Below are 26,007 nucleotides of genomic sequence, written 5' to 3' on the forward strand. Positions count from 1 at the left end.
GGCAGAACGGTCCGGGCGTGGCCGAGGCGGCCAACCAGCCGCGCGCCGTGGCTCCGGTACGCGGCCGCTGTCCGGTCGTCAGGACGTCGTCGGGGCGGCACCGGCCGGTGCCGCCCCGAGTGGTACCCGGCCGACCGGTCAGTTCTCCGGGGTGTCCCCGGGCCCGCGCGGATGCCGCCACCGGTCGTTGGGCTGCGGGTCGCGCTGCGCGCCCAGCGGGTTCTCCTCCGGTTCGTCGGTCTCCTCGAAGCTCGGCCGGCGTACCTGCTCCGGCTCCGGCACGTCGACCGGCCGGGCACCGGACTGCGGCGCGGGCTGGTACGCCTCCGCCTCGCGTGCGCCGTGCGCGCCCTCGGCGGCCGGCGACTCGGACACGTGCTTCTCCATGTGCAGTTCCTCGCGGAAGTCCTGCGGGGGTTTGGTGGTCCGTTGTGGAAGGTCGCGGCCCAGGTCGGAGACGAGTTCGCCGTACTTGGCGTCGAACGCGGGACGCTCCGAGCGGATCCGGGGCATCCGGTCGAAGTTGCGCAGCGGCGGCGTGCAGGTGGTGGCCCACTCCAGGGAGTTGCCGAAGCCCCAGGGGTCGTCCACGGTCACCTCGGCGCCGTAGCGCCAGGACTTCCAGGCGTTCCACATGAAGAACAGGGTGGACGCGCCCAGCACGAAGGCGAAGACGCTGGAGATCGTGTTGAGCGTGGTGAACCCGTCGCTGGGCAGGTAGTCGGCGTACCTGCGGGGCATGCCCTCGTTGCCGAGCCAGTGGTGCACCAGGAAGGTGCCGTGGAAGCCGATGAACATGGTCCAGAAATGCAGCTTGCCGAGCCGCTCGTCGAGCAGGCGACCGGTCATCTTCGGCCACCAGAAGTAGAAGCCGCCGAAGAGCGCGAAGACCACGGTGCCGAAGACCACGTAGTGGAAGTGGGCGACGACGAAATACGTGTCCGTGACGTGGAAGTCCACCGGCGGGCTGGCCAGCAGCACGCCGGTGAGCCCGCCGAGCAGGAAGGTGACCAGGAAGCCGATGGCGAACAGCATCGGCGTCTCGAAGGTCAGCTGGCCCTTCCACATGGTGCCGATCCAGTTGAAGAACTTCACCCCGGTCGGCACCGCGATCAGGTAACTCAGGATGCTGAAGAACGGCAGCAGCACCTGACCGGTGGCGAACATGTGGTGCGCCCACACCGCCATGGACAGAATCGTGATGGCGATGGTGGCCAGCACCAGCCCGGTGTAGCCGAAGATCGGCTTGCGGGAGAAGACCGGGATGATCTCGGTGATGATGCCGAAGAACGGCAGCGCGATGATGTAGACCTCGGGGTGGCCGAAGAACCAGAACAGGTGCTGCCAGAGCATCGGCCCACCGGTGTCGGGGTTGTAGACCTGCGCGTCGAGCAGCCGGTCGGCGCTCAGCGCCAGCAGCGCGGCGGCCAGCAGCGGGAAGACCAGGATCACCAGCACGCTGGTGAACAGCATGTTCCAGGTGAAGATCGGCATCCGGAACATGGTCATGCCCGGCGCGCGCAGGGTCAGGATCGTGGTGATCAGGTTGACCGCGCCGAGGATGGTGCCCAGACCGGACACCACCAGGCCGATCACCCACATGTTCGCGCCGACCCCGGGGGAGTGCTCGACGGCGCTCAGCGGCGTGTACGCGGTCCAGCCGAAGTCGGCCGAGCCGCCCGGGGTCAGGAATCCGCCGACCACCATCAGCCCGCCGAACAGGTAGAGCCAGTAGGCCAGCGCGTTGAGCCGGGGGAACGACACGTCCGGGGCGCCGATCTGGATCGGCACGATGTAGTTGGCGAAGCCGAACGCCGCCGGGGTGGCGAACAGCAGCAGCATCACCGCGCCGTGCGAGGTGAACAGCTGGTTGTACTGCTCCGGGGCGAGAAACTGCAGACCCGGCCGGGCCAACTCGGCCCGGATCACCATGGCCTCGATCCCGGCCAGCACGAAGAAGCCGAACGAGGTCAGCAGGTACAGCAGGCCGATCTGCTTGTGGTCGGTGGTGGCCAGGAACCTGACCAGCTTTCCGCCCGGGAGTGGCCTGCGCAGCGGTCCGGGATAGCCGCCGAAACGGGCCGGGGCGAGGATCGCCGGACCCCGGTCCTGTCCGGGTTCGGTGGTTACCCGCTTGGGCATGAGCGCTCACCTGCGTTGACGACGGATAAGGACGGGCATGGCTACCCAGCCCGCCGACCATGTAACCAGGCGAGAGCGGTAATTTCGGTCAATTCGCCAGTAGTGTGGCCCAGACGGCCTTTCCGTCGCCGGCCGGGGCACTGCCCCAACGGTCGGCCAGTTCACGTACCAGCATCAGCCCGCGACCACCCTCGTCGCGCTGCCCGGCCGGGCCGGGCCGGGCCGCCGCGCTGCTGCCGTCGACCACCGCCAGGTGCAGCCAGGGTCGCCGCAGGGTCACCGTGACCTGCATCGGGGTACCCGCGTGGCGGACCACGTTGCCGACCAGCTCGCTGAGCACCACCGAGGCCGGACCGACCGCCTCGGGCAGGTTCCACCGGGCGCACGCGTCGGCGACCAGCTCCCGGGCCCGCCGGCAGGCCGCCGCCACCGGGTCGAGGCGTAGCCGCAGCCGGGTCACGGCGGCCGCGCCCGCGAACCGGCTCGCCTCGTCGCAGTTGTCCCGCGTCGGCACCACCCGGCAGACCGTCGACCCGGCCAGCAGGGCGGCCGCCTCGGGGTGCGGCGCGCAGAGCACCAGCGGCACCGTCGGCCAGTCCGCGGCGTGGCGCGCCGCGGCGGCGAAGACGGACACCGCCAGCTGGTCGCGCACGGCCAGCTCGGCCAGGTCGACCACCAGCGCGTCGGGCTGCCGCGCCAGACACCTCTCCAGGTGCGCGTACACCTCGCGCATCGAGATCATGTCGAGGGTGCCGGCAAGCCGTACGACGGTGACCTGTGCTCCGTCGTCCACCTGGCAGGTGATCCGGCTCGCCATCTCCACCCTCGTCTCGGCGCTGTCGCAGCCTGGCAGGTACCCGGCCCCTCACCGGGTGAAACGCCACGGTGAGGCCGGACACCTCAGGCCGCGGCGACCTGCCGTCGCGGCAGTTGGTGCCGCACCTGCGCGAGCGGTGGTCGTTCCGCCACGGCGACGTCGTTGACCACGATCTCCCGGTCCAGGTTCGGCAGCGCGTCCGAGCCGCCCCGGCGGAACTGGGTCAGCAGGGCGGTGGGCAGCATCTCCGGGTTCGCCCAGCCCCGCTGCTGCAGCCGGGACCAGGCGGTCAGCATGATCTGGGCGGACATCCGGCCCAGCGCGGCGGTGTCCTGGTGCCGGTGCTTGCGCTCACCGAGATCCACCTGGGCCAGCGCGTCCAACCCGACGAGTTCGAGCAGGTCGATGAGCATGGCGGTCTCGACGCCGTAGCCGGAGACGAACGGCACCCGTGCCAGCACCTCCCGGCGGCCGGCGTACTCGCCGGCGAGGGGCTGCACGAACCCGGCCAGTTCCGGCCAGAACAGGTTCAGCATCGGTCGGGCCATCAGCTCCGTCACCCGGCCACCGCCGTCGGCCTCCACCCCGCTGGTGCTGACCAGGGGCCGGTGGTAGAAGCCCTTGACGAAGTCGACCGACGGGTCGGTCAGCAGCGGGCCGAGCAGCCCGGTGACGAAGTGCGGCCGGAACTCGCGCAGGTCGGCGTCGACGAAGGCCACCACGTCGCCCTCCGCCGCGGCCAGGCCGGCCCAGAGCGCGTCGCCCTTGCCGGTCAGCCGGGGCAGCCCGCGGGTCATCGCGTCCTGGCTGACCACCTCGGCCCCGGCGGCGCGGGCCACCGCCGCGGTGCGGTCGGTGGACCGCGAGTCGACCACGATCAGCTCGTCGACCAGCGACACGCGGTCCATCAGGTGCTCGCGGATGGTCGCCACGATCGCCCCGACGGTGGCTTCCTCGTTGCGCGCCGGCAGCACCACGCTGACCCGGCTGTCTCCCTTGGCCCGAAGAAGTCGCCGGGTCGGCCAGTCGGCCGCCGAGGTGGTCCGATAGGTGGCCCAGGCCTCCACCACCGGCGAGACCAGAGATTCGTCGTTGCGCACAGGCACCCCCTCCTCGGCGGGAAGACCGGGAGATGGATTTCCCAGCACCCCGCACGCTAACCGGATCGATCTCCCAGCTTGATCACAAGCGTGCTCCGTCCACGTTCCCGGCCGATGAACCTTTGATTGCGCCTCGTCGGCCATCCCAGTTTCCGCGATCTTGCACTTCCGGTCGGCTTTATGCCCGGGGTGCCCCTTATGTCGAGACAGAAAGTGCAAGATCGCGCGAATTCGGGAGGGCGGGCGGGACGTTCAAGATCGGTCCGGTCGCGTACCGTTGCGGCTCATGGGTGTGTCGCAACGGTTGAAGACCAGGTTTCGTCGGTTCCTCCAGCGCCCGGGGACCACGGTCGATCTGGCCCCGCTGGAGAAGCTGCTGCCGGTAATCGAGGCCCGCGAGGAGGAGATCTCGGCGTTCGACGACGCCGAGCTCACCGAGGCGGCCGGCGCGGCGTCGAGCTACGAGGAGATCTGCGCCCTCGGTCGCGAGGCGGCCCGCCGGGGCATCGACCAGCGTCCGTACGATGTCCAGCTGCTCGGTGCGATGTCGCTGCTCTCCGGCAAGGTCGCCGAGATGGCCACCGGTGAGGGCAAGACACTCACCGCCGCGATCGCCGCGTACGGACACGTCCGGCTCGGCAACGGGCCGGTGCACGTGCTCACCGTCAACGACTACCTGGCCCGCCGCGACGCCCAGTGGATGGAGCCGATCTACACCCTGCTCGGCCTCACCGTCGGCTGGGTCAACGAGGCGTCCACCCCGCTCGAGCGCCGTGCCGCGTACGCCTGCGACGTCACCTACGTCTCGGTCAGCGAGGCCGGATTCGACTTCCTCCGCGACCAGCTCGTCACCGACATCGAGGACCGGGTGCAGCGGCCGCTGCGCACCGCGATCGTCGACGAGGCCGACTCGATCCTGATCGACGAGGCCCGGGTGCCGATGGTCCTCGCCGGCTCGGTGCCCGGCGAGCAGGACCCGGTGCACGCCGCCGCCGCGCTCGTGCGCGGCCTGCGCAAGGGCCGGCACTTCACGGTGGCCGAGGACGGCCGCAGCGTCGCCTTCACCTCCGCCGGCCTGGCCGCCGTCGAGGCCAAGCTCGGCATCGACCTGTACGACGAGGAGAACGTCGAGCAGCTCTCCGCCGTCAACGTGGCGCTGCACGCGCACGCCCTGCTGCACCGGGACGTGGACTACATCGTCCGCGACGGCACGGTGGAGCTGATCGACGAGATGCGTGGTCGGGTCGCCCAGCGTCGCCGGTGGCCCGACGGCCTCCAGGCGGCGGTCGAGGCCAAGGAGGGGCTGGACGCCTCCGCCGAGGGCGAGGTGCTGGGCACCATCGCCGTGCAGGCGTACGTCGGGCTCTACCCGGTGGTCTGCGGCATGACCGCCACCGCGGTGCTCGTCGGCGACCAGTTGCGGGAGTTCTTCGGCCTGGAGGTGGCGGTGATCCCGCCGAACACCCCGTGCGTGCGGGTCGACGAGCCGGACCGCATCTACGCCACCCGGGCGGAGAAGGAGGAGGCGCTGATCGACGAGATCCGGCGCTGCCACGCCGACGGGCGCCCGGTGCTTGTCGGCACGCTGGACGTCAAGGAGTCCGAGCAGTTGGCGGCCGGGCTCAACGCCGCCGGGGTGCCCTGCGTGGTGCTCAACGCGAAGAACGACGACGAGGAGGCGGCGATCATCGCCGAGGCCGGCGCGTACGGCGCGGTCACCGTCTCCACCCAGATGGCCGGCCGGGGCGTCGACATCCGCCTCGGCGGCAGCGACCAGTCCGACCGGGAGCGGGTGGCCGAGCTGGGCGGCCTCTACGTGATCGGCAGTGGCCGGCACGACAGCCGCCGCGTCGACGACCAGCTGCGTGGTCGGGCCGGTCGCCAGGGCGACCCCGGTGGGTCGGTCTTCTTCGTCAGCCTGGAGGACGACCTGGTCGTCCGGCACGCCGGCGACGCCGTGCCGCCGTCGCCCCGGATGAACGCCGACGGTCTGGTCACCGACGCGCAGGTGGACTACGCCGTCGAGCACGCCCAGCGGGTGGCGGAGGGGGTCAACCACGAGATCCACCGCAACACCTGGCGGTACAGCGTGGTCATCGAGCAGCAGCGCAAGGCCCTCGCCGAGCGGCGGGAGCGGCTGCTCACCAGCGACGTCGCGGCCCTGATGCTGTTGGACAAGATGCCGGAGAAGGCCGGCGAGATGGACGAGGACCTGTTGGCCCAGGTGGCCCGGTCGATCGCCCTCTACCACCTCGACCGGTTGTGGGCGTCGCACCTGGCCGAGCTGTCGGAGGTCCGCGAGGGCGTGCACCTGCGCGCCCTGGGCCGGCTCGACCCGCTCGACGAGTTCCACCGGGCCGCGGTGCCGGCGTTCACCGAACTGGTACCGGCGATCGAGGCGCGGACCCTCGCGACGTTCGCCGAGACCGAGTTCGACGAGGACTGGGAGCCCGACGCGGCGGAGCTGGTCCGCCCCAGCGCAACCTGGACGTACCTGGTGCACGACAACCCGTTCGGCTCCGAGCTGGACCGGCTGATCGCCTCGGTCGGGCGGCGGCTCAGCGGGGCCGGTTCCCGCTGACCCGTCCGGTCCGGCACACCCCTCCCGGACGCACCCGTACCCTGGGAGGGGCCCCGTTTTGCGCAGTTTCGACCGATGTCGGCGGGGGTAGTAGGGCGGATCGTGTTGTCGAAGGCGGCTCCAGCGTGGGAGCCCCGCCGAGGAGGAGACGGGTGACGAGGCTGACCGGGCGTACGGGAGCCGCGGGCCGATGAACCTGGAGACGCCTACCCCGCTGGCGGAGCCGCTCGGCGTGCTGGAGACGGCCGCCCTGCTCCGGGAACTGACCGCCGGTCTGATCGCCGTGGACGACTTCGACGCGGCGTTGTCCGCGCTGGTCCGGATCACCCGGGACGCCCTCGCCGGCGTCGCCTGGTGCGGGTTCACCGCCCTACGGGCCGGCGAGCCGGCCGGTGTGGCCGCCTCCGACGCCCGGCTGAGTGGGCTGGACGACCTGCGGTACGGCCCGGACACCCCGGCGATGGACGCGATCCGCCGCCGGGAGATGGTCGGCGCGGCGGAACTGGACGGCGAACCGCGCTGGCCGGACTGGACGCCCCCGGCCCGGGAACTGGGCGTACGCGGGGTCATCTCGGCACCTGTCGACATCGACGACCAGGTGATCGGCGCGGTGAACCTGTACGCCGCCGAACCCGACGCGCTGACCCCGGGTCACCAGCTGACCGCGATGCTGCTCGCCGAACACGCCGGCCTGCTGCTGGCGGCGGTACGCGACCGGCAGCGGCGCGCCGCGCTCACGGTGCAGCAGGATCTCGTTCTGCTCAACGACGGTGTCATCGGCCAGGCGGTCGGCGTCATCATGACCCAGCGCGGCTGCCCGGCGCCGGACGCCCTGGACGTCCTGCGTGGCGCGGCGGCGTCGCTGTCGATACCGCTGCGGGAGGTGGCGGAGCGGCTCGTCAGCACCGTCTCCCGGCCCCGGGACAACTGAGCGGGGCGTGTCGTTTCGCCCGCGTGGCGTGCGGGTAGCACCCTGGGCTGACGAGGTGAGCCGATCCAGGGGGACAGGATGCAGAGCCGGCTGCGGGTGCAGGGACACTCCATCCAACCGATGCTTGTGACATTTCCGTACGGGCTCTTCGTCTGTGCCGTCATCTTCGACCTCGCCGACGTGGTCGGTGGCCCGGTCTTCCTCGGCGAGGTCGGTTACTGGACGGCGGTGGCCGCCCTGGTGACGGCGGCGTTGACCGCGGTGGCCGGGATGGTCGACCTGTGGGACGTGCCGCCGGACCGCACCCGCCACACGGCGATCAGCTTCAACGTCGTGAACGCCGGCATGGCCGGGCTGTTCCTGCTCTCCTGCCTGGTGCGGGCGGATGCGACGAACCGTGGGGCCACCCCGGCGTTGCTGGTCGTCGAGGTGCTCGGCCTCGCCGTCGGTGGGGTGGGCGTACACCTCGGGGCGCGGCTGATGCGCCACTTCGAGGCGACCCCGCCCGAGACGACCGGCGCCGGGGTCGTCCGCGGCCTGGACGCCCCCACCGCCGAGATCGTCCGCCCGCGCCCGTAGGGCCCGGCCCGGCTGCCGACGGCCTCCCGGCGGCGGATAAGGCGTTGCCGTGACAGGCCGGGCCGGACACGCTCAGGCGTGTGCCACGGGAGACGAGTTTCGAGGATCTGATCGCCGAGGGGGCCGCCGCCCCGGTCGAGGGGTGGGCGTTCGACTGGCTCGCCGGGCGGGCCACCGAGGAGCGTCCACCATGGGGTTACGCGCGGCTGGTGGCGGCGCGGATGGCGGGCGTCCGCGTGGCGCTGGACATCGACACCGGTGGGGGAGAGGTGCTGGCCGAGGTGCCGCACCCGCCCCCGCTGCTGGTCGCGACCGAGGCGTGGCCGCCGAACGTGCCGGTGGCGCGGGCCAACCTGGCGCCACTCGGGGCGAGCGTGGTGGCGGTGGCCGGTGACGCGCCACTGCCGTTCCGGGCCGCCGTCTTCGACCTGGTGGTCAGCCGGCACCCGGTGCGCACCGACTGGCCCGAGGTGGCGCGGGTGCTGCGCCCGGGCGGCACGTTCCTGTCCCAGCAGATCGGATCGGGTACGGTCCGCGAACTCAGCGAGGCGATCCTCGGTCCGTTGCCACCGCCCGAGCACCGCCATCCGGAGCACGCGGTGGCGGCCGCTCGGGCGGCCGGCCTGACCGTGGTCGACCTGCGTGAGGTGACGCTGCGGACGGTCTTCCACGACATCGGTGCGGTGGTCTGGTTCCTGCGTAAGGTGATCTGGACGGTGCCCGGCTTCACGGTGGCGGCGCACCGACCGGCGCTGCGGCGACTGCACGACCGGATCCGGGTCGAGGGTCCGTTCGTGGCCCACGCCCGCCGCTTCCTCATCGAGGCCAGAGCGTAGCCGGCTAGCCGGAGCGGAGCATCGCGAGCATCTCCGGCAGGTCGAAGAACTCGGCGGTGGCCACCGCGGACGGATTGCCGCCGTCGGGGTCGGCGCCCGCGTCGAGTAGTGCGCGTACCGCCTCGGCGTTGCTGCGGAACACCGCCGCGGCCAGCGCCGTCTGTCCCCGGTCGTTGGCGCGGGAGTGGTCGGCGCCCCGGTCGAGCAGCGCGCGTACCGTCTCCGGGCGGGCGTGGTAGGCCGCCAGGATCAGCAGGCTGTCACCCTTCTGGTTGGTCAGGTTGACCGGCAGCCCCGCGTCGACGTACCCGACCAGCTCGGTGGTCGCGCCGTCGCGCGCCAGGTCGAACATCCGGTGCGCGAATTCCAGGGTCTCGGCGTCGAGTTCGTCGCTCACCGGTCCAGGTTAGTCGGCGGCGGCGCACCGCTCGCGCCCACCGGCCGACCAGTGATCTTCCCTGGCCACCGCTGCGGCGGCGGTGCGGCGCACCGCGGCGGGCGAGCCCCACCGCCCGGCGCTGCGCCGGATGGTCCGCTACGCCCTGGTCCGGGGGCGACTGACGGTCGCCGAGGTGGCCGACGCCGGCGTGGCATGGTGAACCACCGCTCCGTCACGTTCCGATCGGAAGGATGCGCAGATGTCCGAGATCGATCCCGCCACCGGCTGTCCGGCACCGGAGCCGCCCGCGGGCTCGCGGGGGATAGCCGAGATCCTCGCCGCGGCCCGGGCCCGCCTGAACCGCCTCGATCCGGAGCAGGCGCACCTGGCGTGCCGCGCCGGCGCCCTGCTGGTCGACATCCGTCCCGCCGCGCAGCGGGCCACCTTCGGCACCGTACCCGGCGCGCTGGCCATCGAGCGCAACGTGCTGGAGTGGCGGCTGGACCCTCGGTGCCCCGCCCGGCTGCCCCAGGCGACCGGCTACGACCTGCCGGTGGTGGTCCTCTGCCAGGAGGGCTACACCTCGTCGCTGGCCGCCGCCTCGCTCCAGGACCTCGGCCTGCACCGGGCCACCGACCTGGTCGGCGGCTTCGCCGCCTGGCGGCTCGCCGGCCTGCCCGTGCTGGGCCCCGCCGCGCCGACCGCACCGTCCGTTCTCCCGCCGCCGGCACCCGCCGGTCGGGCGGCCCGCTGAACCGCCACCGGCGTCGGCGGTGGCCCCGGAGACCCACCGAGTCCTTGTCGCCCGACATCAGTGTCCCGTCCGCGTGACGGTCACCGGCGTGGGAGCGCGAACAGTCGACGTCGGGGCGGGTGCGGACATCCCGCCCCGAAGGCCGCGAACGGTATGGACCACCCCCCGTATCAGGTCAACTTGGCGACTCTGCTGTAATCATCTGGCCTCGTACGCAGAGCGAGCGGACGGCTCCGATGTGTCGGTCAATTGTCACATTCATGCAACGCAGCCGCCCCTTGACCCTCGCATGGGCGCCGGGAAGCATCGATAGAGCGGCGTCCCGGGGCCGTGGGGAACACCCGGACCAGCCAAGGAGGACCATGTCGGTCAGCCCCGCTTCGTCGCGCGCCGGATGGCATACGTCCCAACCCGCGGTGCCCGGTCGACCTCCCGGCGGCCAGCGCCGTCCGGTCAACACCGCCGCTCCGGTGCTCACGGTGACCCTGTCCATCCCGCTGGCGTGTGAGGAGTCGTTGACGCCGGCCGCGCGTCGGTTGCTCGACGCGGCACGGGAGATGCTGGAGTGCGGCGAGGGAACCATCACCACTGTCGGCCCGGTGGTGCCGGAACGTCGCGCCGAGACCGTGCCGGCGGGCCGTACGCCGTCGCGGCAGCTCGCTCCGGCCATTCCCGCCCTGCACATCCTGGCCTCCTCCCGGTCGGTGCTGCGGGACGGCGAGCCGTTGCCGTTGACCCGGCTGGAGTTCGACCTGCTGCTGCACCTGGTAGCGAATCCCCGTCGGGTCTTCACCCGGCTCCAGCTGCTCAACGCCGTCTGGGGTTACGAGCACGCCGGCGTCCGCACGGTCGACGTGCACGTGCGCCGGCTCCGCGGCAAGGTCGGCGTGGACGTTCCGCTGGTCACCACCGTCTACGGCGTCGGCTACCGGCTGGCCGACGACGCCCGGGTCACCCTCGACCGCACCGGCTGACGCCCGTCGCCCCGACCCCGGCGCTCGGACGAGTCCGGCCGGACGCGAGGTGCGGTCACCGGCCCGGACCGCGGGGGAGTGCGGCGGCGTCGTCGACCAGCGGGCACCATGGTCGGATGCGGGTGCGTCCCATCTCTCCACCGCTGCTGGTCGGCGAACTGGCCGAGCGGCTGGCCGGCGCGGTGTCGACCGGCCGGCTGCGGGTCGCGGTGGACGGCGCACCCGCCGCCCGCCCCGACCACCTGGCCGACGCCCTGGTCGATCCACTGCGCGCGCTCGGTCACCCGGTGCTGCACGTGCGGACCGACGACTTCCTGCGCCCCGCGTCGCTGCGCCTGGAACGGGGTCGGACCAACCCGGACTCGTACTACGAGGGCTGGGTGGACGAGGCCGGCCTGCGGCGCGAGGTGCTGGACCCGGCGGGACCGGACGGACCCGGCAGGGTGCTGCCCTCGCTGTGGGACGCCCGAACGGACCGGGCCAGCCGGGCCGCGTACGTCGACCTGCCGGCCGGCGGGGTGGTGCTGGTCAGTGGTGCGTTCCTGCTCGGCGGTGGGCTGACCTTCGACGTCGTCGTACACCTGGAGATGTCGCCCGCCGCGCTACGTCGGCGCACCGACTCCGCGCTGGCCTGGACCCTGCCCGCGTTCGACCGGTACGCCGCCGAGGTCGCCCCGGCCAGCTTCGCCGACGTGCTGGTCCGGGTCGACGACCCACGTCGTCCGGCGTTCGTGGAATCCGGCGACGGGCCGGTTTGAGCCGTCGGCGACGAGGGTAAACGCGGGGCTCACAGCGCCCGGGTGCGATGCACCTGGGCGGGATGACCGGGTGCGGACCGACCCGCCCGTGGTGACCGTAAGGCCCAGGAAAGGCAGGCAGCGATGCTCGTCCACGACACGGTCGGCACCGGCCGATCCCAGGCGGAGACCGACCAGATCCGGCTCTCCCTGCAGGCCCGCCACGACGAGCTGACCGAGGAGTACCAGCAGGCGGTGCAGCAGAGCCAGGTGCTGCGACTGGTCGAGGTCGGCGACACCGCCGGCGACGACCAGGCCGACAGCGGCACCAAGACGGCCGAGCGGGACACCGCCCAGTCGCTGCTGCGGACCATCCTGGACCGTCGCGCCCAGTACGAACACGCTCTCGCCCGGCTGGCCGAGGGAACCTACGGCTTCTGCGAGGGCTGCACCGCGCCGATCCCGGTGGAGCGGCTGGAGATCTTCCCGTCGGCCACCACCTGCGTCACCTGCAAGCAGACGCGCGAGCGTCGGGCGGCCTGACCCGAAACGGTTGCCGGCCGGTCCGGGACACGGTGGACTCCACCCATGGGTGAGATCAAGGTGGGCACCGCGTCCTGGACCGACCGGACCCTGCTGGACTCCGGCTGGTACCCCCAGACGGCCGACACGCCGGAGAAACGGCTGGCCCACTACGCGCGCCAGTTCCCGGTGGTCGAGGTCGACGCCACCTACTACTCACCGCCGGCCGAGCGCACCGCCCGGCTGTGGGCCGAACGCACCCCGGCCGGTTTCACCTTCAACGTGAAGGCGTTCAGCCTGCTCACCGGCCACCCCACCAAGGTCAGCGCGATCTACAAGGACCTGCGGCCGGAGACCGACAAGCGCAACCTCTACCCGGACGACCTGCCGCCGCAGGCGTACGAGGAGGTGTGGACCCGATTCCTCAGCGCTCTCGACCCGCTGGTCGAGGCGGGCAAGCTCGGCGCGCTGCTGTTCCAGTTCCCGCCCTGGTTCACCCTCCGACGCGACAACAAGCAGTACCTGCTGGAGGTGGCCCGGCGGTGTGCGCCGCTGCGTCCGGTCTTCGAGTTCCGGCACGCCTCCTGGTTCGACGGCGACAACGCCACCGAGACCCTCGACTTCCTGCGCGAGCACCGGCTCGCGTACGTCAGCGTGGACATGCCGCAGGGGCACCGCTCGTCGATCCCGCCGGTGCTGGCCGCCACCTCGGACCTCGCGGTGGTGCGCTTCCACGGGCACAGCGACAAGTGGACCAGCAGGGACATCCACGAGAAGTTCGGCTACCGCTACTCGGCGCGGGAGCTCAAGGACTGGGCACCCAGGCTCCGGGAACTGGCCGGCGAGACCGAACAGACCCACGTCCTGATGAACAACTGCTACCGCGACTACGCCCAGACCAACGCCCAGCAACTCCAGGCCCTGCTGGGTGAGACCGGCTGACCGGGTCCGTCTCCGGCGGACGTCACCGCCACCGGCGGTTTCTCACCCGGGCGGGGTGAGGGCGGCTCACCCGGCTGGTGCCCACCATGGTGCCAGCGGGCGGGGCGGTGACTCGTCCGTGCGGAGGCGACACCACGGAGGTGGCTTCGATGACCGTTCGGGTGGTACCGCACCGGCGGCGAAACGGCGTCCTGCGCGTCGTCGGCGCGTCCGAGCAGCCTCGGCGGGTCGCCCGGGTCGGGCGAGACAGTCCGATCCGGTACCGGCGCGGCCCGGTGGGTCCGCCGCGACGTCACGACGACCGACGGTGGGAGACCGACCTACGGGGGTGGACAGATGGCTGAGCAGTTCCAGTCCGCGATCGAGTCCTCGATGGACAAGACCAACCTGATCCTCAAGGACATCGAGCAGGCGTACGGGTGGCCGAAGGAGCAGCGCAACCAGTCGTACGCCGCGTTGCGTACCGTGCTGCACCTGCTGCGCGACCGGATGCCGGTGCAGGAGAGCGTGGAGTTCTCCGCCCAACTGCCGGTCGTGGTGCGGGGGATCTACTTCGACGGCTGGCAGCCGCAGAACGTGCCGATCAAGCTCAACCGGGACGACTTCCTCTACGAGGTCCGCCAGGGCTTCCCGTACGACGTGGCGGGCGGCCCGCAGCGGGTGGTCCAGGTGGTGCTGGACACGCTGCGCCGGCACATCACGCAGGGTGAGTGGGAGGACGTCAAGGCGACCATGCCCACCGACCTCGCCCGGATCATGCCCTGACCCGCGCCCGCGAGACCCGCCCCGCCGTGGGGCGGGTCTCCGGCGGATCCGGATCACCGGGCCGGCGGCTCGGGCACCCGGCTGACCCGGCGACCGGCGCGTGCGGCCAGCCCGGCGAAGGTGGTCGCGTCGGCGACGGCCGCGCCGCCGGGATCGTTGTTGAAGTAGACGTACGCCGTCTCGTCGTCGCCGAACGCCTCGGTCAGCCGGCGCACCCAGGAGGCCAGCGCGGTGCGTCCGTAGTGCGGCCAGGGGCGGGCCCGGCCCTCGTGCAGGCGCAGATACCCGAATCCCGCGGTCCGCCAGCGGGGGGCGATCGGCCGGCCGTGCCGGTCGGCCCAGACCAGCGCGGCGTCGTGCCGTTCCAGCACCGTCCGGGTGGCGTCGGTCCACCAGGACGCGTGCCGTGGTTCCACCGCCACCCGCACCGACGACGGAAACAGCCGCAGTGTGGCGTCGAGGGCTGGTGGGTCGGCGCGCAGGGTCGGTGGCAGTTGCAGCAGCACCGGACCGAGCCGGTCGCCCAGCGCCGTGGCCCGGGCCAGGAATCGGGCCACCGGCTCGGTGGGCTCCCGCAACCGCTTGATGTGGGTCAGGTAACGGCTCATCTTGACCGCCACGCAGAAGTCGTCGGGGGTACGCGCCCGCCAGGCGGCAAAAATCTCCCGCTCCGGCAGCCGGTAGAACGCGTTGTTCACCTCGACCGTGGCGAACCGGTCGGCATAGTGCTCCAGCCAGGCCCGCTGCGGTAACCCGCCGGGATAGAAGCGGTCCCGCCAGTCACGGTACTGCCAGCCGGAGGTGCCGACCAGGATCACGATCGGCCCTACCAGAGGTCGAAGTGGAACACCTCGAACGAGGTGCCGTAGCGCACGCCCAGCCGGGCACCGACCGGCCGCGCGCCGCCTTCGAGGAACTCCTCGGCGTCGAAACTCCCGTCGCCCAGCCCGGTCAGGTACGCCTCGTGGGCCAGCAGCGATGCGACCCCCCGGTCGAACGTGTCGGTGGTGTCCACACCGTGCCCGGAACGCGGCGACGAGGCCGCCCACACCTGTCGTACCCGACCCCACGGTTCGAGGCCGTCGACCAGTTGCTCCGGGAAGATCCAACGGTTGCCGGCGTCGCGGACCGCGTCCAGGGTGGCCCGGCCCACCGCGATGTGGTCGGCCTGGTTGAGCACGTCCGCCCCGTCCCAGGTGGCCCGGAAGTTGTTGGTGATGACGATCTCCGGGCGGTGCCGACGGACCACGGCGGCCAGTTCCCGGCGCAGCGGCACGCCGTACTCCAGCACCCCGTCGGGCAGCCCCAGGAACTCGACCGTGTCCACGCCCACCAGGGCCGCCGACTCCCGCTGCTCCTGCTCGCGTACCTCCCGAGCACGCGGCGGCGGCATTCCGTCGATGCCCGCCTCGCCGCTGGTGACCAGGCAGTAGACGACGTGTTTGCCCTGCCCGGTCCAGCGGGCGACGGCGGCGGCGGCACCGAACTCCAGATCGTCCGGGTGGGCCACGATCGCCAGGGCGCGCTGCCAGTCCTCGGTCACCGGCTCCAGTGGTTCGGTCATCGGCACCTCCGTCGCAGTGTTCGACCAATCCTGCCACCCGAGCCGCCGGTCCGCCTGCGACGGCGAACCGGTCATGCCGGATGGTTCGCACGATTACGGTGGGAGGAGGTGGGGTTAGAGAAGATCGGGAGCGGGGTACCACCCGCGGCAGGACGCACCCGACCAATGGCGGCGGGGGCGGGTCAATCCGAGGGAGCACGATGCCACTCAACGACGACGACATGCAGACGACCAGCGGCGGCGGGGCGGAAGGCCCGGCCGACGGCGGTGCCACTCCGGGCCAGCACGACGGCGGCGCGGACGGTAGTGCCGAAGGTCCGGCCGACGGCGGTGCCACTCCGGGCCAGCACGACGGCGGCGCGGACGGTAGCGCCGAAGGTCCGGCCGACGGCGGTGCGACCCCGGGTCAGCAGGACGGCGGCGCCGACGGCGCGGCCCGGTAACGGATCGCCATGACGCATCTCGACCCGCCGGGCGGCCACGGCCGCCCGGCGGCTCCGTCTCCGGCCGCCGTTTCGTCCGACCTTGGCGAGCCGGCCGAGCGGACCTCGGCCGCGGCCGCGTTGGCCCGCTGCGTCAGCGTGGAGTCGGCCAAGTTCGCCGCCGCCCACTGGGGGCGCACCCCGCTGCTGTCCCGCGCTGCCGAACTGCCCAATGCGGACGGCTTCACCGACCTGCTCAGCCCGGCCGACGCCGACGAACTACTCAGCCGGCGGGGTCTGCGTACCCCGTTCCTGCGGGTGGCCAAGGACGGCCAGGTGCTGCCGGCGGCGCGGTACACCGGCGGCGGCGGCGCCGGCGCCGAGATCGACGACCAGGTCCTCGACGAGAAGATTCTCCAGCTGTACGCCGACGGCGCCACGCTGGTCCTGCAGGGCCTGCACCGCACCTGGCCCGCGTTGATCGACTTCACCCGGGACCTGAGCCTGGCGGTGCGGCAGCCGTTGCAGGTCAACGCCTACCTGACCCCACCGGACAGTCAAGGTTTCGCCACCCACTACGACACCCACGACGTCTTCGTGCTCCAGGTCGACGGTCGTAAACACTGGCGGATACACCCGCCGGTGCTGCCCGACCCGCTGGAGCGGCAGCCGTGGGGCGGCCGGGCCGACGAGGTCGCCGCGACCGCACAGGGTGCGGCGGCGCTGGACGTGGTCCTGGAGCCGGGCGACGCGCTCTACCTGCCCCGGGGATGGCTGCACAGCGCCCAGGCGCAGGAGTCCAGTTCGCTGCACCTGACCGTCGGCGTCCGAGCGCTGACCCGGTACGCGCTGGTCGAGGAGTTGCTCACGCTGGCCGCCGAGGACCAGCGACTGCGGGCGACCCTGCCGTTCGGCACCGACGTGGCCGACCCGGACGCCATCGAACCGGAGCTGACCGAGACGGTCGAGGCGCTGCGGGAGTGGCTGCTGCGGGCCGACCCGGCCGACGTGGCCGCCCGGCTGCGGCAGCGAGCCTGGCCGGCGTCGCGCCCGGCACCGATCCGGCCGCTGGCCCAGGCCGCCGCGATCACCGCCCTGACCGCCGACAGTCGGGTCACCGCCCGGGCGGGCCTGCGCTGGCAGCTGGTCACCGAGGGCGACCGGCTGGCGCTGCGCCTGTTCGACCGTACGGTCACCCTGCCCGCGCAGTGTGGGCCCGCCGTCCGCGCCCTGCTCGCCGGCCCGCCGATCCGCGTCGGCGACCTCCCCGGCCTGGACACCGACGCCGACCGCCTCACCCTCACCCGCCGCCTCCTCCGCGAAGCCACCCTCACCCCCGCCTGACCCACCCCCACCCCCACACTCGCGTCGATCTTGCACTTTCGGTCGCAGATTTGTCCGGCATGACGCGTTTTGCCCCGGCCAAAAGTGCAAGATCGACGAGGTGGGGGCGGGGTGGGGGTGGGGTTATGGGAGGGGGAGGGTCAGGAGGAAAAGGGTGGTGGTGAGGCCGGCGATGACGACGATGAGGACGGGGCGGGGGCTGAGCACGGCGTGGCGGCGGTCGGCGATCAGGCGCGCCGGGATCAGGCCCAGCACCGGACCGAGCAGCGTCACCACCAGGGCCAGCACCGGCAGCCCGACGGCCAGGTCACCCTCGTTGCGGGTACCCAGGGCGCGGGCGACGGCACCCAGCGCGTACGCCAGCAGCGCGCCGCCGACGCCGCACAGCGCCAGCAACGGGTTGACGTTGCCCGGCAGCTCACCGGGCTGACGGGTACGGCGCAGCAGATCGCGCACCCCGTCGAGCAGGACGACCGGGTCGCCGGTGGCCTCCGGCGCGGGTGCCGGAGGCGCCCCGGCCCGTCGGCCACCGCCGCCGAGCCGGGCGTTCAGCTCCTGCCACAGCACCGCCACCTCGGCGTCCACCCGCTCCTGCGCCTCGCGTGCGGCCGCCAGCTCCCGCTCGGCGCGGCTCACCTCGTCGGCGGACTCGGTCACCGCCCGGTCCGCCGCCGCGCACTGCTGCTCGTACCACGTCCGCGCCTCTTCGCGCTGCTCCCGCACCCGGGCGGTCAGCTCGGCGAGCCGGCGCAACTGGGCCGCGTACGTCTGACTGGTGACCGGTTCGTTCATCGGGCCGGTCCGTAGGGGATGATGGTCTGCCCGGTCCGGTGCACCGCCCGGTCGAAGAACAGCCCACGCCACGGGCGGGGATACCAGTCCGGGCCACCACTGCCCGGGTACAACGACGGGCCCAGCTCACCGCCGTGGGTGTCGAGTGCCACCCAGGCGCCGATCTGATCGGTACGCGCGCCGGTGCCACCCAGGTCGGCGCGCATCCGGGCCACCCCGCGCCACCAGGCCAGCACGTGGGTACGCCGCTCGGGGCCGTCGTGCAGGATCCGGCGCAGGTTCTCCAGCCCGGTGGCCCGTCCGCTGCGCGCGGCCAGCGTCCCGGCCGCCGCGTCGACGGCGAACAGCAGCAGATAGTGCGGTGCGCCGGTGGCACCGGGCGCGCCCAGCGCCTCGGCGGTCTCGGCCATCAGTTCGGCCACGGTCTCCTCGTCGTACCAGGCGGCGTCGTCGGCGAGATCCTCGTAGAGGGCCCGGGCCGCGGGGTCGGCGTCCGGGTCCAGGCAGGCGATCGAGAAGCGGGCACTGCCGGGGCGGTGTTGCCGGGCCAGCGACCGGGCCGCGGCGTCCAGCACCGCGCACGCCTCGTCGACCCGGGTACCCAGGACGGCCAGGTTGCGGCCCGGTGCCCGGGGCAGGCGCAGCACCGCCGAGCGGGCCTGCACGTCGATGATCTCGCCGAGCAGCGCGACCGGACCTCGGGGGGTACCGACCTCCGGCGCCCGCAGCGCCCGGAAGTCCGGCGCGTCGGCCAGCCGGGGCACGGCGTCGCCGTCGAAGAGACGCGCGGGCGAAGCGTCGGCCGGACGCATCCGCCACAGCCGGTGCTGCAGGTCGCTCCACGTCTCCCAGTCGCTGGCCGACGGGATCCGGGCCACCTGGTTGCCCTCGGTCAGACCCGACTCGGCGTTCACCACCGCGTGGAACTTCGGCAGCGACTGGGCGGCGTCGTTGCGTTCGGCGAGGATGCGCAGCGCCTTCGGCAGCGCGATGCGCAGGGTGAACTGGGCCACCAGCGCGGGGCGACCCCACAACGCCTCGATGCCGCGTACGTCCTGCGAGGCCAGCACCAGGTGGATGCCCTGGGAACGACCGCGACGGGCCAGGTCCTCCAGCAGGTCGGCCGCCTCCCGGGCGACCGCGTCCCGGCCGGCCAGCAGCATCTGGAACTCGTCGACCACCGCGACGATGCGGGGCCAGTGCCCGGTCGGGTCCACCGCGCGCAGCTCCGCCAGCTTGGTGACCTCGTGCTTCTTGGCCGCGTCCGCCCGCCGACGCAACTCCTCGGCGAGGAAGCGCAGCAGCGCCAGGCCGAACTCCCGGTCGGTGTTGACGTTGATGCCGACCAGCCGCATGTGCGGCAGCCAGCTCGGGTCCCGCCGGCCCTTGGCGAACCGGGCGAAGGACACCCCCTCCTTGAAGTCGAGCAGGTAGAACTCCAGCTCGGTGGGGGAGTAGCGGGCCGCGAGGGCCCCGATCCAGGCGAAGATCAGGTTGGTCTTGCCGGTGCCCGAGGGCCCGCCGATCAACGCGTGCGGCGGGTAGTCGCCGAGGGTGAGCAGCACCGGGCGGCCCTGCGGTCCCTCACCGATCGGCGCGGTCAGCCCGCCCGCCGAGTCCTCCCGCCACATCTGGTCGGCCGGCGGCAGCAGGTCGGTGAACGGGGTGGGCGCCGGGCCGGCACTGACCACGGTGGCGATGTTGCGGCAGGTCTCGGTGACCAGGGCGGCCGGCGGGGGCGGGTCGAGCCGCACCGCCAGGCTGTCGATCCGGGCGCCGTCGGCGGTCACCGTCACCCGGGTGACCGCCGGGCCGTCGGGCACCGGCACACCCCGCACGATCAGGTGTACGCCGCAGGCCACCCCGGCACGTACCACCCGGTCGAGTTGGCCGCGCTCGTGCCGGGACAGTTCGTCCCCACCGAGCAGCACCGCGACCCGCCACGGCTCCGGGCGTCGTCCCGTCGCGGCGGCCAGGTCGCGCAGCGACGCGTGCTCGCCGGCCAGGACGGTCTCGTTGATCCGGCGGATCTGTTCCACCAGGTCGTCCAGGAGCCGGCCCAGACCACCCGGACCGACGAAGGTGAGCAACCCGGCCGGACCCAGCGGGGCGAATCCGGCCAGTCCGCCACCGAGCCGGTCCGGGTCGTAGCCGACCAGCCGGACACTGCCCGGTGCCGCCCGGCCCAGGCTGCGCAGCAGCAGCGCGGCGACCACGGCCGCACAGCCGTCGGCGTCCCCGTCCAGCCGTACGTGCCCGGCGTCGAGCAGTGGCACCAGCGCCGGCACCGGTTCGGTGCCGGCCAGTTGGACGGTGCCGATCCGGGTCGCTCCCGGCGGCTCGGCCCGACCGGCCGGGGTGGGACGCCAGTGCGGCCAGTCCGCCGAACCCGCGCCGGGGGCCTCCCGGGCGGCGGCCTCGGCCGCCTCCCGGGCCAGCACCGCCAACCGTGCCCCGTGCCGGGAGTCGATCTCGGCCAGGCGGCGGTCGCGTTCGGCGCCGACGCGCTCCGGCACGCCGGCGGCGGCCCGCCGGACCCGCACCGCCCGCTCCCGGGCGGCGGTGAGCGTGACCTGTGCCGTGGCCGACCGTTCCCGGGACGCGCCGAGTGCCTCGGCGAGCAGTTCCCGGACGCGGGTGACCAGCTGGTTGCGCCGGTCAGCCATCGATCCCGCGCCTCGGCCGGCCGCCGGACCCGTGGCTGGAGGTGGGCCGTGACGGTGCCCCTGACCACGGTCCGTCCCGGCCGTCCCCGGAACCGGTCGGCCGGGATGACCGGGCGGGCTCCGGCCGCCTGCCGCGACCCGGCTCGCCGACCCGTCCGGCCGGGCCGGGCGCCCCGCCGTTGTCGGGACGGGCGCCACCCGCGCCGCCGGTGCCCTCGGCCGGCAGGTCGCGGCCGAGGCGGTCGAGCAGGACGCCGGTGAGCACGCCGGCGGTCACCGCCGGGTCGGCGGCGTGCGGTTGCTCGCCCTCGCCCCGGCGTGGCGGAGGCATCCGGCAGACCCGGCTGAGCAGGGTGTCCAGCACCGGGGCCGGCAGGCCGGGCAGCAGGTCGCGGACCCGACCGTCCAGCTCGCGGTGCAGCCGGGCGAGGTCGTCGCCGCGCGGGGGATGACCGAGCAGCTCGCTGGCGAGGTCGCGCAGCAGCGGCGGGGCCACGGCAGCCAGCCCCAGCCCGACGTCGGCGTGCGCCCCGCGCAGGTCGCGGTGCAGCCGGTCGCGGTCACCGGCCCGGACACCGCGTACCACCCGGTTCAGCAGCTCCCGGGAGTCGGCGATGCGTTCGTCGGGTTGCTCCGCCGAGCCCTCCCGACCGCCGGTCAGCTCGGCCACCCGCACCGACCACCAGCGACGCAGCCGCACCTCGCCGGCCGGCTCCGGTGCGGCGAGCACCGGTTCGGCCGCCCCGGGCGCGTCGTGTACCGGTCGCCGTTCGGGCTGCCCCGGGGCCGGTGGCGCGCCGTCGGGGGCCAGCCCGATCGCGGCCAGGTACGCGGTCAGCTGCTCCTGGGCCAGCCGCAACGCGTAGCCGGCGGTCTCCGCGTGCTCGGTGGCGGCGGACAGCTCCGGCACCCCCATCGGGTTCGCCGACTCCTGACGCACCCAGCGCAGCCGCTCACTGGCCAGCCCGAACTTCTCCAGCGCCTGCCCGAGCAGGCCCAGCGGCAACTCCTCGGCGGCGGCGCGGACCTGCGCGCCGACCTCCTCGACGATGGACACGCCCGCCCCTACAGCGTCGAGACGTACTGCTGGGCCTGCTCGACCGCGACGAGTGTCGCGGCGAGGCACTCCTCCAGCTCCTGGCTGGCCTGGGTCAGCGACGCCTGCGCCGCCTCGACCGTGGTGTGACCGCTGCCCTCCAGCGCCCCGGCGAGGGTCTGCTGCGCCTCGGCCAGCTTCTCGCCGGCGGCCTGCACGGCACTCTGGCCGTCACCGATCTGCTGAAGTGCGACATCGATGGCTGCCTTGAGCTCGGCGACGCTCGCCACGCGGAACCTCCTGGGGGCGGGGAGGACTCCATTAGAGCCTATGCCGGTAGGGGACGAAGCACGTGCCCTGTCAGTGTTCCTGCCCCGCTGACCGGTTGTCGACCACAGACGCCCCTGGTCCGATTCGTGGGACCGGTGGGCGGGCGCTCACCCACCGCCACCACCGGTCAGCCACCGTGGCCCGCGTACCTCGGCGCCGTGCCCGGTGACCCGCTCCCGCAGCTCGCGGTCGGCCGTCACGACCACCCGTCGGCGCTGCCCTGCCCGGGCCACCAGATCGACCACGGCGTCGTCGCCGGACCCGGCGGCGGAGACCACCCGTACTCCCTCGACGCCGGGCACGTCCCGGGCCGCGCCCTCCACCACCAGCACCACCTCGACCGGTGGCGGCAGGTCCGGCGGCAGTCCCCGGCCCCCCAACGGGACCAGCGTGTCGCGTAGTCGGGCGGTGGCGCCGGCCCGGTCGCGCCACCAGCCGTTGGGGCGCGAGCCCACCACGTTCGCCGCGTCCACGATCAGCAGCGGTGTCGGTTCCATCCGCCCAGCCTGCCATCCGGTGGCGGCATCGGCTGGTTGGCCCTTCGTGGCGTTTGTCCGGCCGGTGCCGGGGTAGCCCGTGCCGACCGTCTCGCGCCCGACCGCGGAGGACAGACATGATTGGACCCGGTGACTTCGGCTCCGACCCGTGGGACGAGTTCCTGGCGCGGTACTTCGGTCGGGGCGAGGGCGGGCGACGCCCGGCGCACCGGGTCGACATCACCCGACTGATGACCGCGGACGCGCGGGAGATGCTCGCCGACGCGGCGCGTCGGGCCGCGCAGAAGCAGAGCAACGACCTGGACACCGACCACCTGCTCTGGGCGGCGTTGCAGCGGGAGCCGCTGCGTGACCTGGTCCGGCGGGCGGGCGCGGACCCGGACACCCTGGTCAACGCCCTGGGTGGCCGCGGTGACGGCGCCCCGCACGGCGAGGTGCCGCCGAACCTGTCGCTGACTCCGGCGGCCAAGCGGGCGCTGCTCGACGCGCACCAGTTGTCCCGGGCGATGGGCGCCAACTACATCGGGCCCGAGCACATCCTGATGGCCCTGCCGTTGAATCCGGAGTCGCCCGCCGGCCGGATGCTCGCCGCCGGACGGATCCAGCCGGAGTCGTTGCAGGCCGCCAACGCCGAACGGGGACCGGCGAACGGTCCACGGCCGGACCGGGGCACGCCGACGCTCGACCAGTACGGCCAGGACCTCACCGACCTGGCCCGCAACGACCAGATCGACCCGGTGATCGGGCGCGCCGACGAGATCGAGCAGGCGGTGGAGATCCTGTCCCGGCGTACCAAGAACAACCCGGTGCTCATCGGTGAGGCCGGCGTCGGCAAGACCGCGATCGTGGAGGGTCTGGCGGAACGGATCTGCGACGGTGACGTGCCGCAGACGCTGCTCGGCAAGCGGGTGATCCAGCTCGACCTGGCCGGCCTGGTCGCCGGCACCCGGTACCGGGGCGACTTCGAGGAACGGCTGAAGAAGGTGATCGACGAGATCCGGGCCCACCGGGAGGAGCTGATCATCTTCCTGGACGAGATCCACACCCTGGTCGGGGCGGGCGGCGCGGGCAGCGAGGGCGGCATGGACGCCTCCAACATGCTCAAGCCGGCGCTGGCGCGCGGCGAACTACGGGTGATCGGCGCGACGACCCTGGACGAGTACCGGCGCAGCATCGAGAAGGACGCCGCGCTGGCCCGGCGCTTCCAGCCGGTCTTCGTGCCCGAGCCCACCGTCGAGGACACCGTGGCCATCCTGCGTGGGCTGCGGGACCGCTATGAGGCACACCACCAGGTGCGGTTCACCGACGAGGCGTTGGTGACCGCCGCCGAGCTGTCCGACCGCTACCTCACCGACCGCTTCCTGCCGGACAAGGCGATCGACCTGATAGACCAGGCCGGCGCCCGGGTCCGGCTGCGTACCCGTACCCCGGACGCCGACGTGCGGGACCTGGAGCAGCAGCTTGAGGAGGTACGGCGGGACAAGGAGCAGGCGGTCGCCGACGAACAGTACGAACGCGCCTCCGCGCTGCGCGACCGGGTCGCCGAGCTGGAGAGCCAGGTGAACCGGGCCCGGGGCGACGACGGCGGCGGCAGCCAGGTGCCGGAGGTGGGGCCGGAGGAGATCGCCGAGGTGGTGTCCCGGGCCACCGGCATCCCGGCCAGCCAGCTCACCGAGGAGGAACGGGACCGGCTGCTGCGGCTGGAGGGCCAGCTGCACGAGAAGGTCGTCGGGCAGGACGACGCGGTCACCGCGGTGGCCGAGGCGGTCCGGCGCTCGCGTACCGGCCTGGCCGACCCGAACCGGCCGATGGGCAGCTTCCTGTTCCTCGGCCCCACCGGCGTCGGCAAGACCGAACTGGCGCGGGCGTTGGCCGAGGCGTTGTTCGGTGAGGCGGACCGGATGGTCCGGGTGGACATGAGCGAGTTCCAGGAACGGCACACGGTCAGCCGACTGGTCGGCGCGCCGCCCGGCTACGTCGGGTACGAGGAGGCCGGCCAGCTCACCGAGGCGGTCCGTCGGCGTCCGTACGCGGTGGTGCTGCTCGACGAGATCGAGAAGGCCCACCCGGACGTGTTCAACGTGCTGTTGCAGGTGCTCGACGACGGGCGGCTGACCGACAGCCAGGGCCGCACCGTCAACTTCAAGAACACCGTACTGATCATGACGAGCAACCTGGGCTCCGAGCTGATCACCGGCACCCAGCGCGCGGTCGGCTTCGGTGCCGGCGAGCCCGGGCAGGAGAGCGACGAGCTGCGGGAGCGGCTGATGCGCCGGTTGCAGGAGAACTTCCGCCCCGAGTTCCTCAACCGCATCGACGAGGTGATCATCTTCCGTCGGCTGGAGGCCGAGCAGCTGCGCCAGATCACCGAGCTGCTGCTGGAGGAGACCCGTCGCCGGCTGCACGCCCAGGACATCGAGGTGGACTTCACCACCGCCGGCATCGACTGGCTCGCCGAGCACGGCTACCAGCCGGAGTTCGGTGCCCGGCCGCTGCGCCGGGTGATCCAGCGGGAGGTCGACAACCACCTGTCCCGGATGCTGCTGGAACAACAGATCTCACCCGGACAGCGGGTCACCGTCGACGCCCGGGACGACCGGCTGGCCTTCGACGTGGCCGCCGGTCGGGGACAGGCCAGGGCGACGACCTCGCATCCCCGCTGACCGGAAGGGCACCGATGACCGAACCGGACGAGGCCCGCGAGGACGAGCGGACCGAGGCGATCCTGGCACCGCCGACGGCCAACCCCGCCCGGGTGCAGGTGCCGCCGGAGGGGCTGGGCGGGCAGACCGACGAGGGGCACCTGGAGGAGTCCGGGTCGCCGCCGGCAGAGGAGGGCTGATGGTACGCGAACAGCGACTCGACCCGGAGGTGGAAGTGCTCTGGGAGGACTTCCACGCCGAGGTCAACGTGCCGTCCGAGCAACTTCGACAGTGGCTGTTGACCCGCGGCTCCGGTGAGGCCGCGTTCGGCCCCGACCCGGACCTGAACCTGCCGGAGCCGGGCCGGCAGATCCTCGCCGTGCTGCGCAAACGCAAGGTCGACCTGACCCCGGAGGACATCGACGTGATGCGGGACGCGGTCGAGCGGATCCGCTCGCTGACCGCCGCCAAGCCGGGCCGGGGCAACGCCGACGACGAATGGCGACACAGCCTGCTCGACCTGGGTCACGACGTGCTCGTCGAACGCTGACCGTCACGGTGGTCCCCGGCGCGGCCTGGGGCTCGCCACTGTGATCGGAGCGATTATGCTCGTCGGCGTGGCCTTCCTGCTGTTGACCGGCAGCCGACGTCGCGC

Annotated in this window: 26 protein-coding genes; 15 read left to right on the plus strand and 11 right to left on the minus strand. The window is 72.9% G+C overall.

Features of this window, described 5'->3' with window-relative positions; translation table 11 throughout:
- Positions 1-138: 138 nt before the first annotated feature.
- From ctaD to V5O40_RS22460, 3 genes are all read right to left on the minus strand, one after another.
- Positions 139-2,142: an aa3-type cytochrome oxidase subunit I gene (ctaD, locus tag V5O40_RS22450; RefSeq protein WP_332907304.1), complete on the minus strand. Its 2,004-nt coding sequence runs from the start codon at positions 2,140-2,142 to the stop codon at positions 139-141.
- A gap of 88 nt (positions 2,143-2,230) precedes the next feature.
- Positions 2,231-2,959: an ATP-binding protein gene (locus V5O40_RS22455; RefSeq protein ID WP_332907305.1), complete on the minus strand. Its 729-nt coding sequence runs from the start codon at positions 2,957-2,959 to the stop codon at positions 2,231-2,233.
- Positions 2,960-3,042: 83 nt separating this feature from the next.
- On the minus strand, positions 3,043-4,026 hold the full coding sequence (locus tag V5O40_RS22460; RefSeq protein ID WP_269742728.1) for a glucosyl-3-phosphoglycerate synthase: 984 nt from the start codon (positions 4,024-4,026) through the stop codon (positions 3,043-3,045).
- Between the two features lie 319 nt (positions 4,027-4,345).
- On the opposite strand from V5O40_RS22460, the gene secA2 reads away from it, so the two are divergent.
- The 4 genes from secA2 to V5O40_RS22480 all read left to right on the plus strand — a co-directional run bounded on the left by secA2 (position 4,346) and on the right by V5O40_RS22480 (position 8,986).
- The gene (gene secA2, locus V5O40_RS22465; protein WP_332907306.1) at positions 4,346-6,640 is read left to right on the plus strand and encodes an accessory Sec system translocase SecA2; all 2,295 of its coding nucleotides are present in this window, start codon (positions 4,346-4,348) and stop codon (positions 6,638-6,640) included.
- A 190-nt stretch (positions 6,641-6,830) separates the two neighbouring features.
- Entirely contained in the window at positions 6,831-7,571 is a 741-nt protein-coding gene (locus V5O40_RS22470; RefSeq protein WP_332907307.1) for a GAF and ANTAR domain-containing protein, read from the plus strand.
- 78 nt (positions 7,572-7,649) lie between these two features.
- Positions 7,650-8,150, plus strand: coding sequence for a DUF2231 domain-containing protein (locus tag V5O40_RS22475; protein WP_332907308.1), 501 nt, complete (start codon positions 7,650-7,652; stop codon positions 8,148-8,150).
- 80 nt (positions 8,151-8,230) lie between these two features.
- Positions 8,231-8,986, plus strand: coding sequence for a class I SAM-dependent methyltransferase (locus V5O40_RS22480; protein ID WP_332907309.1), 756 nt, complete (start codon positions 8,231-8,233; stop codon positions 8,984-8,986).
- A gap of 4 nt (positions 8,987-8,990) precedes the next feature.
- Here V5O40_RS22480 and V5O40_RS22485 read toward each other — a convergent pair whose 3' ends face one another.
- Positions 8,991-9,383, minus strand: a complete 393-nt coding sequence (locus V5O40_RS22485) for an ankyrin repeat domain-containing protein (RefSeq protein WP_164447252.1) — start codon at positions 9,381-9,383, stop codon at positions 8,991-8,993.
- 241 nt (positions 9,384-9,624) lie between these two features.
- Here V5O40_RS22485 and V5O40_RS22490 point away from each other — a divergent pair, with 241 nt between their 5' ends.
- From V5O40_RS22490 to V5O40_RS22515, 6 genes are all read left to right on the plus strand, one after another.
- Positions 9,625-10,119 (plus strand): rhodanese-like domain-containing protein, encoded by a 495-nt coding sequence (locus V5O40_RS22490; RefSeq protein ID WP_332907310.1) that lies wholly within the window; start codon positions 9,625-9,627, stop codon positions 10,117-10,119.
- 362 nt (positions 10,120-10,481) lie between these two features.
- A complete protein-coding gene (locus V5O40_RS22495; RefSeq protein ID WP_269741164.1) occupies positions 10,482-11,093 on the plus strand; it encodes a winged helix-turn-helix domain-containing protein in 612 nt (203 codons plus the stop codon).
- A gap of 116 nt (positions 11,094-11,209) precedes the next feature.
- Positions 11,210-11,851 (plus strand): nucleoside/nucleotide kinase family protein, encoded by a 642-nt coding sequence (locus V5O40_RS22500; protein WP_332907311.1) that lies wholly within the window; start codon positions 11,210-11,212, stop codon positions 11,849-11,851.
- A gap of 123 nt (positions 11,852-11,974) precedes the next feature.
- A complete protein-coding gene (locus V5O40_RS22505) occupies positions 11,975-12,373 on the plus strand; it encodes a TraR/DksA family transcriptional regulator (RefSeq protein ID WP_093402778.1) in 399 nt (132 codons plus the stop codon).
- A 45-nt stretch (positions 12,374-12,418) separates the two neighbouring features.
- Positions 12,419-13,294 carry a DUF72 domain-containing protein gene (locus V5O40_RS22510; protein ID WP_332907312.1) on the plus strand — a complete coding sequence of 292 codons (876 nt, stop codon included), beginning with the start codon at positions 12,419-12,421 and terminating at the stop codon, positions 13,292-13,294.
- A 336-nt stretch (positions 13,295-13,630) separates the two neighbouring features.
- Positions 13,631-14,059, plus strand: coding sequence for a DUF2267 domain-containing protein (locus V5O40_RS22515; RefSeq protein ID WP_164447248.1), 429 nt, complete (start codon positions 13,631-13,633; stop codon positions 14,057-14,059).
- 53 nt (positions 14,060-14,112) lie between these two features.
- On the opposite strand, the gene V5O40_RS22520 is transcribed toward V5O40_RS22515, so the two are convergent.
- Both V5O40_RS22520 and V5O40_RS22525 read right to left on the minus strand, forming a co-directional pair.
- On the minus strand, positions 14,113-14,877 hold the full coding sequence (locus V5O40_RS22520) for a DUF72 domain-containing protein (RefSeq protein ID WP_332907313.1): 765 nt from the start codon (positions 14,875-14,877) through the stop codon (positions 14,113-14,115).
- A gap of 8 nt (positions 14,878-14,885) precedes the next feature.
- Positions 14,886-15,623 (minus strand): PIG-L deacetylase family protein, encoded by a 738-nt coding sequence (locus V5O40_RS22525; RefSeq protein ID WP_332907314.1) that lies wholly within the window; start codon positions 15,621-15,623, stop codon positions 14,886-14,888.
- A 200-nt stretch (positions 15,624-15,823) separates the two neighbouring features.
- Here V5O40_RS22525 and V5O40_RS22530 point away from each other — a divergent pair, with 200 nt between their 5' ends.
- Complete coding sequence (locus V5O40_RS22530) at positions 15,824-16,066, plus strand: hypothetical protein (RefSeq protein ID WP_093402782.1); 243 nt, start codon at positions 15,824-15,826, stop codon at positions 16,064-16,066.
- A 9-nt stretch (positions 16,067-16,075) separates the two neighbouring features.
- Positions 16,076-17,389: a cupin domain-containing protein gene (locus V5O40_RS22535; protein WP_332907315.1), complete on the plus strand. Its 1,314-nt coding sequence runs from the start codon at positions 16,076-16,078 to the stop codon at positions 17,387-17,389.
- 123 nt (positions 17,390-17,512) lie between these two features.
- On the opposite strand, the gene V5O40_RS22540 is transcribed toward V5O40_RS22535, so the two are convergent.
- The 5 genes from V5O40_RS22540 to V5O40_RS22560 form a co-directional block, all read right to left on the minus strand.
- Positions 17,513-18,181, minus strand: a complete 669-nt coding sequence (locus V5O40_RS22540; RefSeq protein WP_332907316.1) for a hypothetical protein — start codon at positions 18,179-18,181, stop codon at positions 17,513-17,515.
- Positions 18,178-20,847: an FtsK/SpoIIIE domain-containing protein gene (locus V5O40_RS22545; RefSeq protein WP_332907317.1), complete on the minus strand. Its 2,670-nt coding sequence runs from the start codon at positions 20,845-20,847 to the stop codon at positions 18,178-18,180. Before V5O40_RS22545 ends, V5O40_RS22540 begins: the two co-directional genes overlap by 4 nt.
- Positions 20,840-21,904: a hypothetical protein gene (locus V5O40_RS22550; protein WP_332907318.1), complete on the minus strand. Its 1,065-nt coding sequence runs from the start codon at positions 21,902-21,904 to the stop codon at positions 20,840-20,842. The genes V5O40_RS22545 and V5O40_RS22550 overlap by 8 nt, the downstream gene beginning before the upstream one ends.
- A gap of 8 nt (positions 21,905-21,912) precedes the next feature.
- A complete protein-coding gene (locus tag V5O40_RS22555) occupies positions 21,913-22,173 on the minus strand; it encodes a hypothetical protein (protein WP_092379879.1) in 261 nt (86 codons plus the stop codon).
- 147 nt (positions 22,174-22,320) lie between these two features.
- Entirely contained in the window at positions 22,321-22,710 is a 390-nt protein-coding gene (locus tag V5O40_RS22560; protein ID WP_332907319.1) for a hypothetical protein, read from the minus strand.
- A gap of 116 nt (positions 22,711-22,826) precedes the next feature.
- On the opposite strand from V5O40_RS22560, the gene V5O40_RS22565 reads away from it, so the two are divergent.
- Genes V5O40_RS22565 through V5O40_RS22575 form a run of 3 tightly spaced genes read left to right on the plus strand, consistent with a single transcriptional unit; the run spans position 22,827 to position 25,902 of the window.
- Complete coding sequence (locus V5O40_RS22565) at positions 22,827-25,373, plus strand: ATP-dependent Clp protease ATP-binding subunit (protein ID WP_332907320.1); 2,547 nt, start codon at positions 22,827-22,829, stop codon at positions 25,371-25,373.
- A gap of 14 nt (positions 25,374-25,387) precedes the next feature.
- On the plus strand, positions 25,388-25,552 hold the full coding sequence (locus tag V5O40_RS22570) for a hypothetical protein (RefSeq protein WP_332907321.1): 165 nt from the start codon (positions 25,388-25,390) through the stop codon (positions 25,550-25,552).
- The gene (locus V5O40_RS22575; protein ID WP_332907322.1) at positions 25,552-25,902 is read left to right on the plus strand and encodes a DUF3140 domain-containing protein; all 351 of its coding nucleotides are present in this window, start codon (positions 25,552-25,554) and stop codon (positions 25,900-25,902) included. The genes V5O40_RS22570 and V5O40_RS22575 overlap by 1 nt, the downstream gene beginning before the upstream one ends.
- Positions 25,903-26,007 lie beyond the last annotated feature (105 nt).

The organism is Micromonospora palythoicola (assembly GCF_036689795.1).
In the GTDB taxonomy this organism is placed as follows: Bacteria; Actinomycetota; Actinomycetes; order Mycobacteriales; family Micromonosporaceae; genus Micromonospora; species Micromonospora palythoicola.

Excerpts from the sequence above, each read along its gene's own strand:
- V5O40_RS22500 (WP_332907311.1), top strand. The coding sequence starts at position 11,210 with ATGCGGGTGCGTCCCATCTCTCCACCGCTGCTGGTCGGCGAACTGGCC.
- V5O40_RS22495 (WP_269741164.1), top strand. The coding sequence starts at position 10,482 with ATGTCGGTCAGCCCCGCTTCGTCGCGCGCCGGATGGCATACGTCCCAA.
- V5O40_RS22490 (WP_332907310.1), top strand. The coding sequence starts at position 9,625 with ATGTCCGAGATCGATCCCGCCACCGGCTGTCCGGCACCGGAGCCGCCC.
- secA2 (WP_332907306.1), top strand. The coding sequence starts at position 4,346 with ATGGGTGTGTCGCAACGGTTGAAGACCAGGTTTCGTCGGTTCCTCCAG.
- V5O40_RS22505 (WP_093402778.1), top strand. The coding sequence starts at position 11,975 with ATGCTCGTCCACGACACGGTCGGCACCGGCCGATCCCAGGCGGAGACC.
- V5O40_RS22540 (WP_332907316.1), bottom strand. The coding sequence starts at position 18,181 with ATGAACGAACCGGTCACCAGTCAGACGTACGCGGCCCAGTTGCGCCGG.
- V5O40_RS22560 (WP_332907319.1), bottom strand. The coding sequence starts at position 22,710 with ATGGAACCGACACCGCTGCTGATCGTGGACGCGGCGAACGTGGTGGGC.
- V5O40_RS22570 (WP_332907321.1), top strand. The coding sequence starts at position 25,388 with ATGACCGAACCGGACGAGGCCCGCGAGGACGAGCGGACCGAGGCGATC.
- V5O40_RS22525 (WP_332907314.1), bottom strand. The coding sequence starts at position 15,623 with ATGACCGAACCACTGGAGCCGGTGACCGAGGACTGGCAGCGCGCCCTG.
- V5O40_RS22575 (WP_332907322.1), top strand. The coding sequence starts at position 25,552 with ATGGTACGCGAACAGCGACTCGACCCGGAGGTGGAAGTGCTCTGGGAG.
- V5O40_RS22535 (WP_332907315.1), top strand. The coding sequence starts at position 16,076 with ATGACGCATCTCGACCCGCCGGGCGGCCACGGCCGCCCGGCGGCTCCG.
- V5O40_RS22510 (WP_332907312.1), top strand. The coding sequence starts at position 12,419 with ATGGGTGAGATCAAGGTGGGCACCGCGTCCTGGACCGACCGGACCCTG.
- V5O40_RS22545 (WP_332907317.1), bottom strand. The coding sequence starts at position 20,847 with ATGGCTGACCGGCGCAACCAGCTGGTCACCCGCGTCCGGGAACTGCTC.
- ctaD (WP_332907304.1), bottom strand. The coding sequence starts at position 2,142 with ATGCCCAAGCGGGTAACCACCGAACCCGGACAGGACCGGGGTCCGGCG.
- V5O40_RS22515 (WP_164447248.1), top strand. The coding sequence starts at position 13,631 with ATGGCTGAGCAGTTCCAGTCCGCGATCGAGTCCTCGATGGACAAGACC.
- V5O40_RS22470 (WP_332907307.1), top strand. The coding sequence starts at position 6,831 with ATGAACCTGGAGACGCCTACCCCGCTGGCGGAGCCGCTCGGCGTGCTG.
- V5O40_RS22475 (WP_332907308.1), top strand. The coding sequence starts at position 7,650 with ATGCAGAGCCGGCTGCGGGTGCAGGGACACTCCATCCAACCGATGCTT.
- V5O40_RS22455 (WP_332907305.1), bottom strand. The coding sequence starts at position 2,959 with ATGGCGAGCCGGATCACCTGCCAGGTGGACGACGGAGCACAGGTCACC.
- V5O40_RS22530 (WP_093402782.1), top strand. The coding sequence starts at position 15,824 with ATGCCACTCAACGACGACGACATGCAGACGACCAGCGGCGGCGGGGCG.
- V5O40_RS22565 (WP_332907320.1), top strand. The coding sequence starts at position 22,827 with ATGATTGGACCCGGTGACTTCGGCTCCGACCCGTGGGACGAGTTCCTG.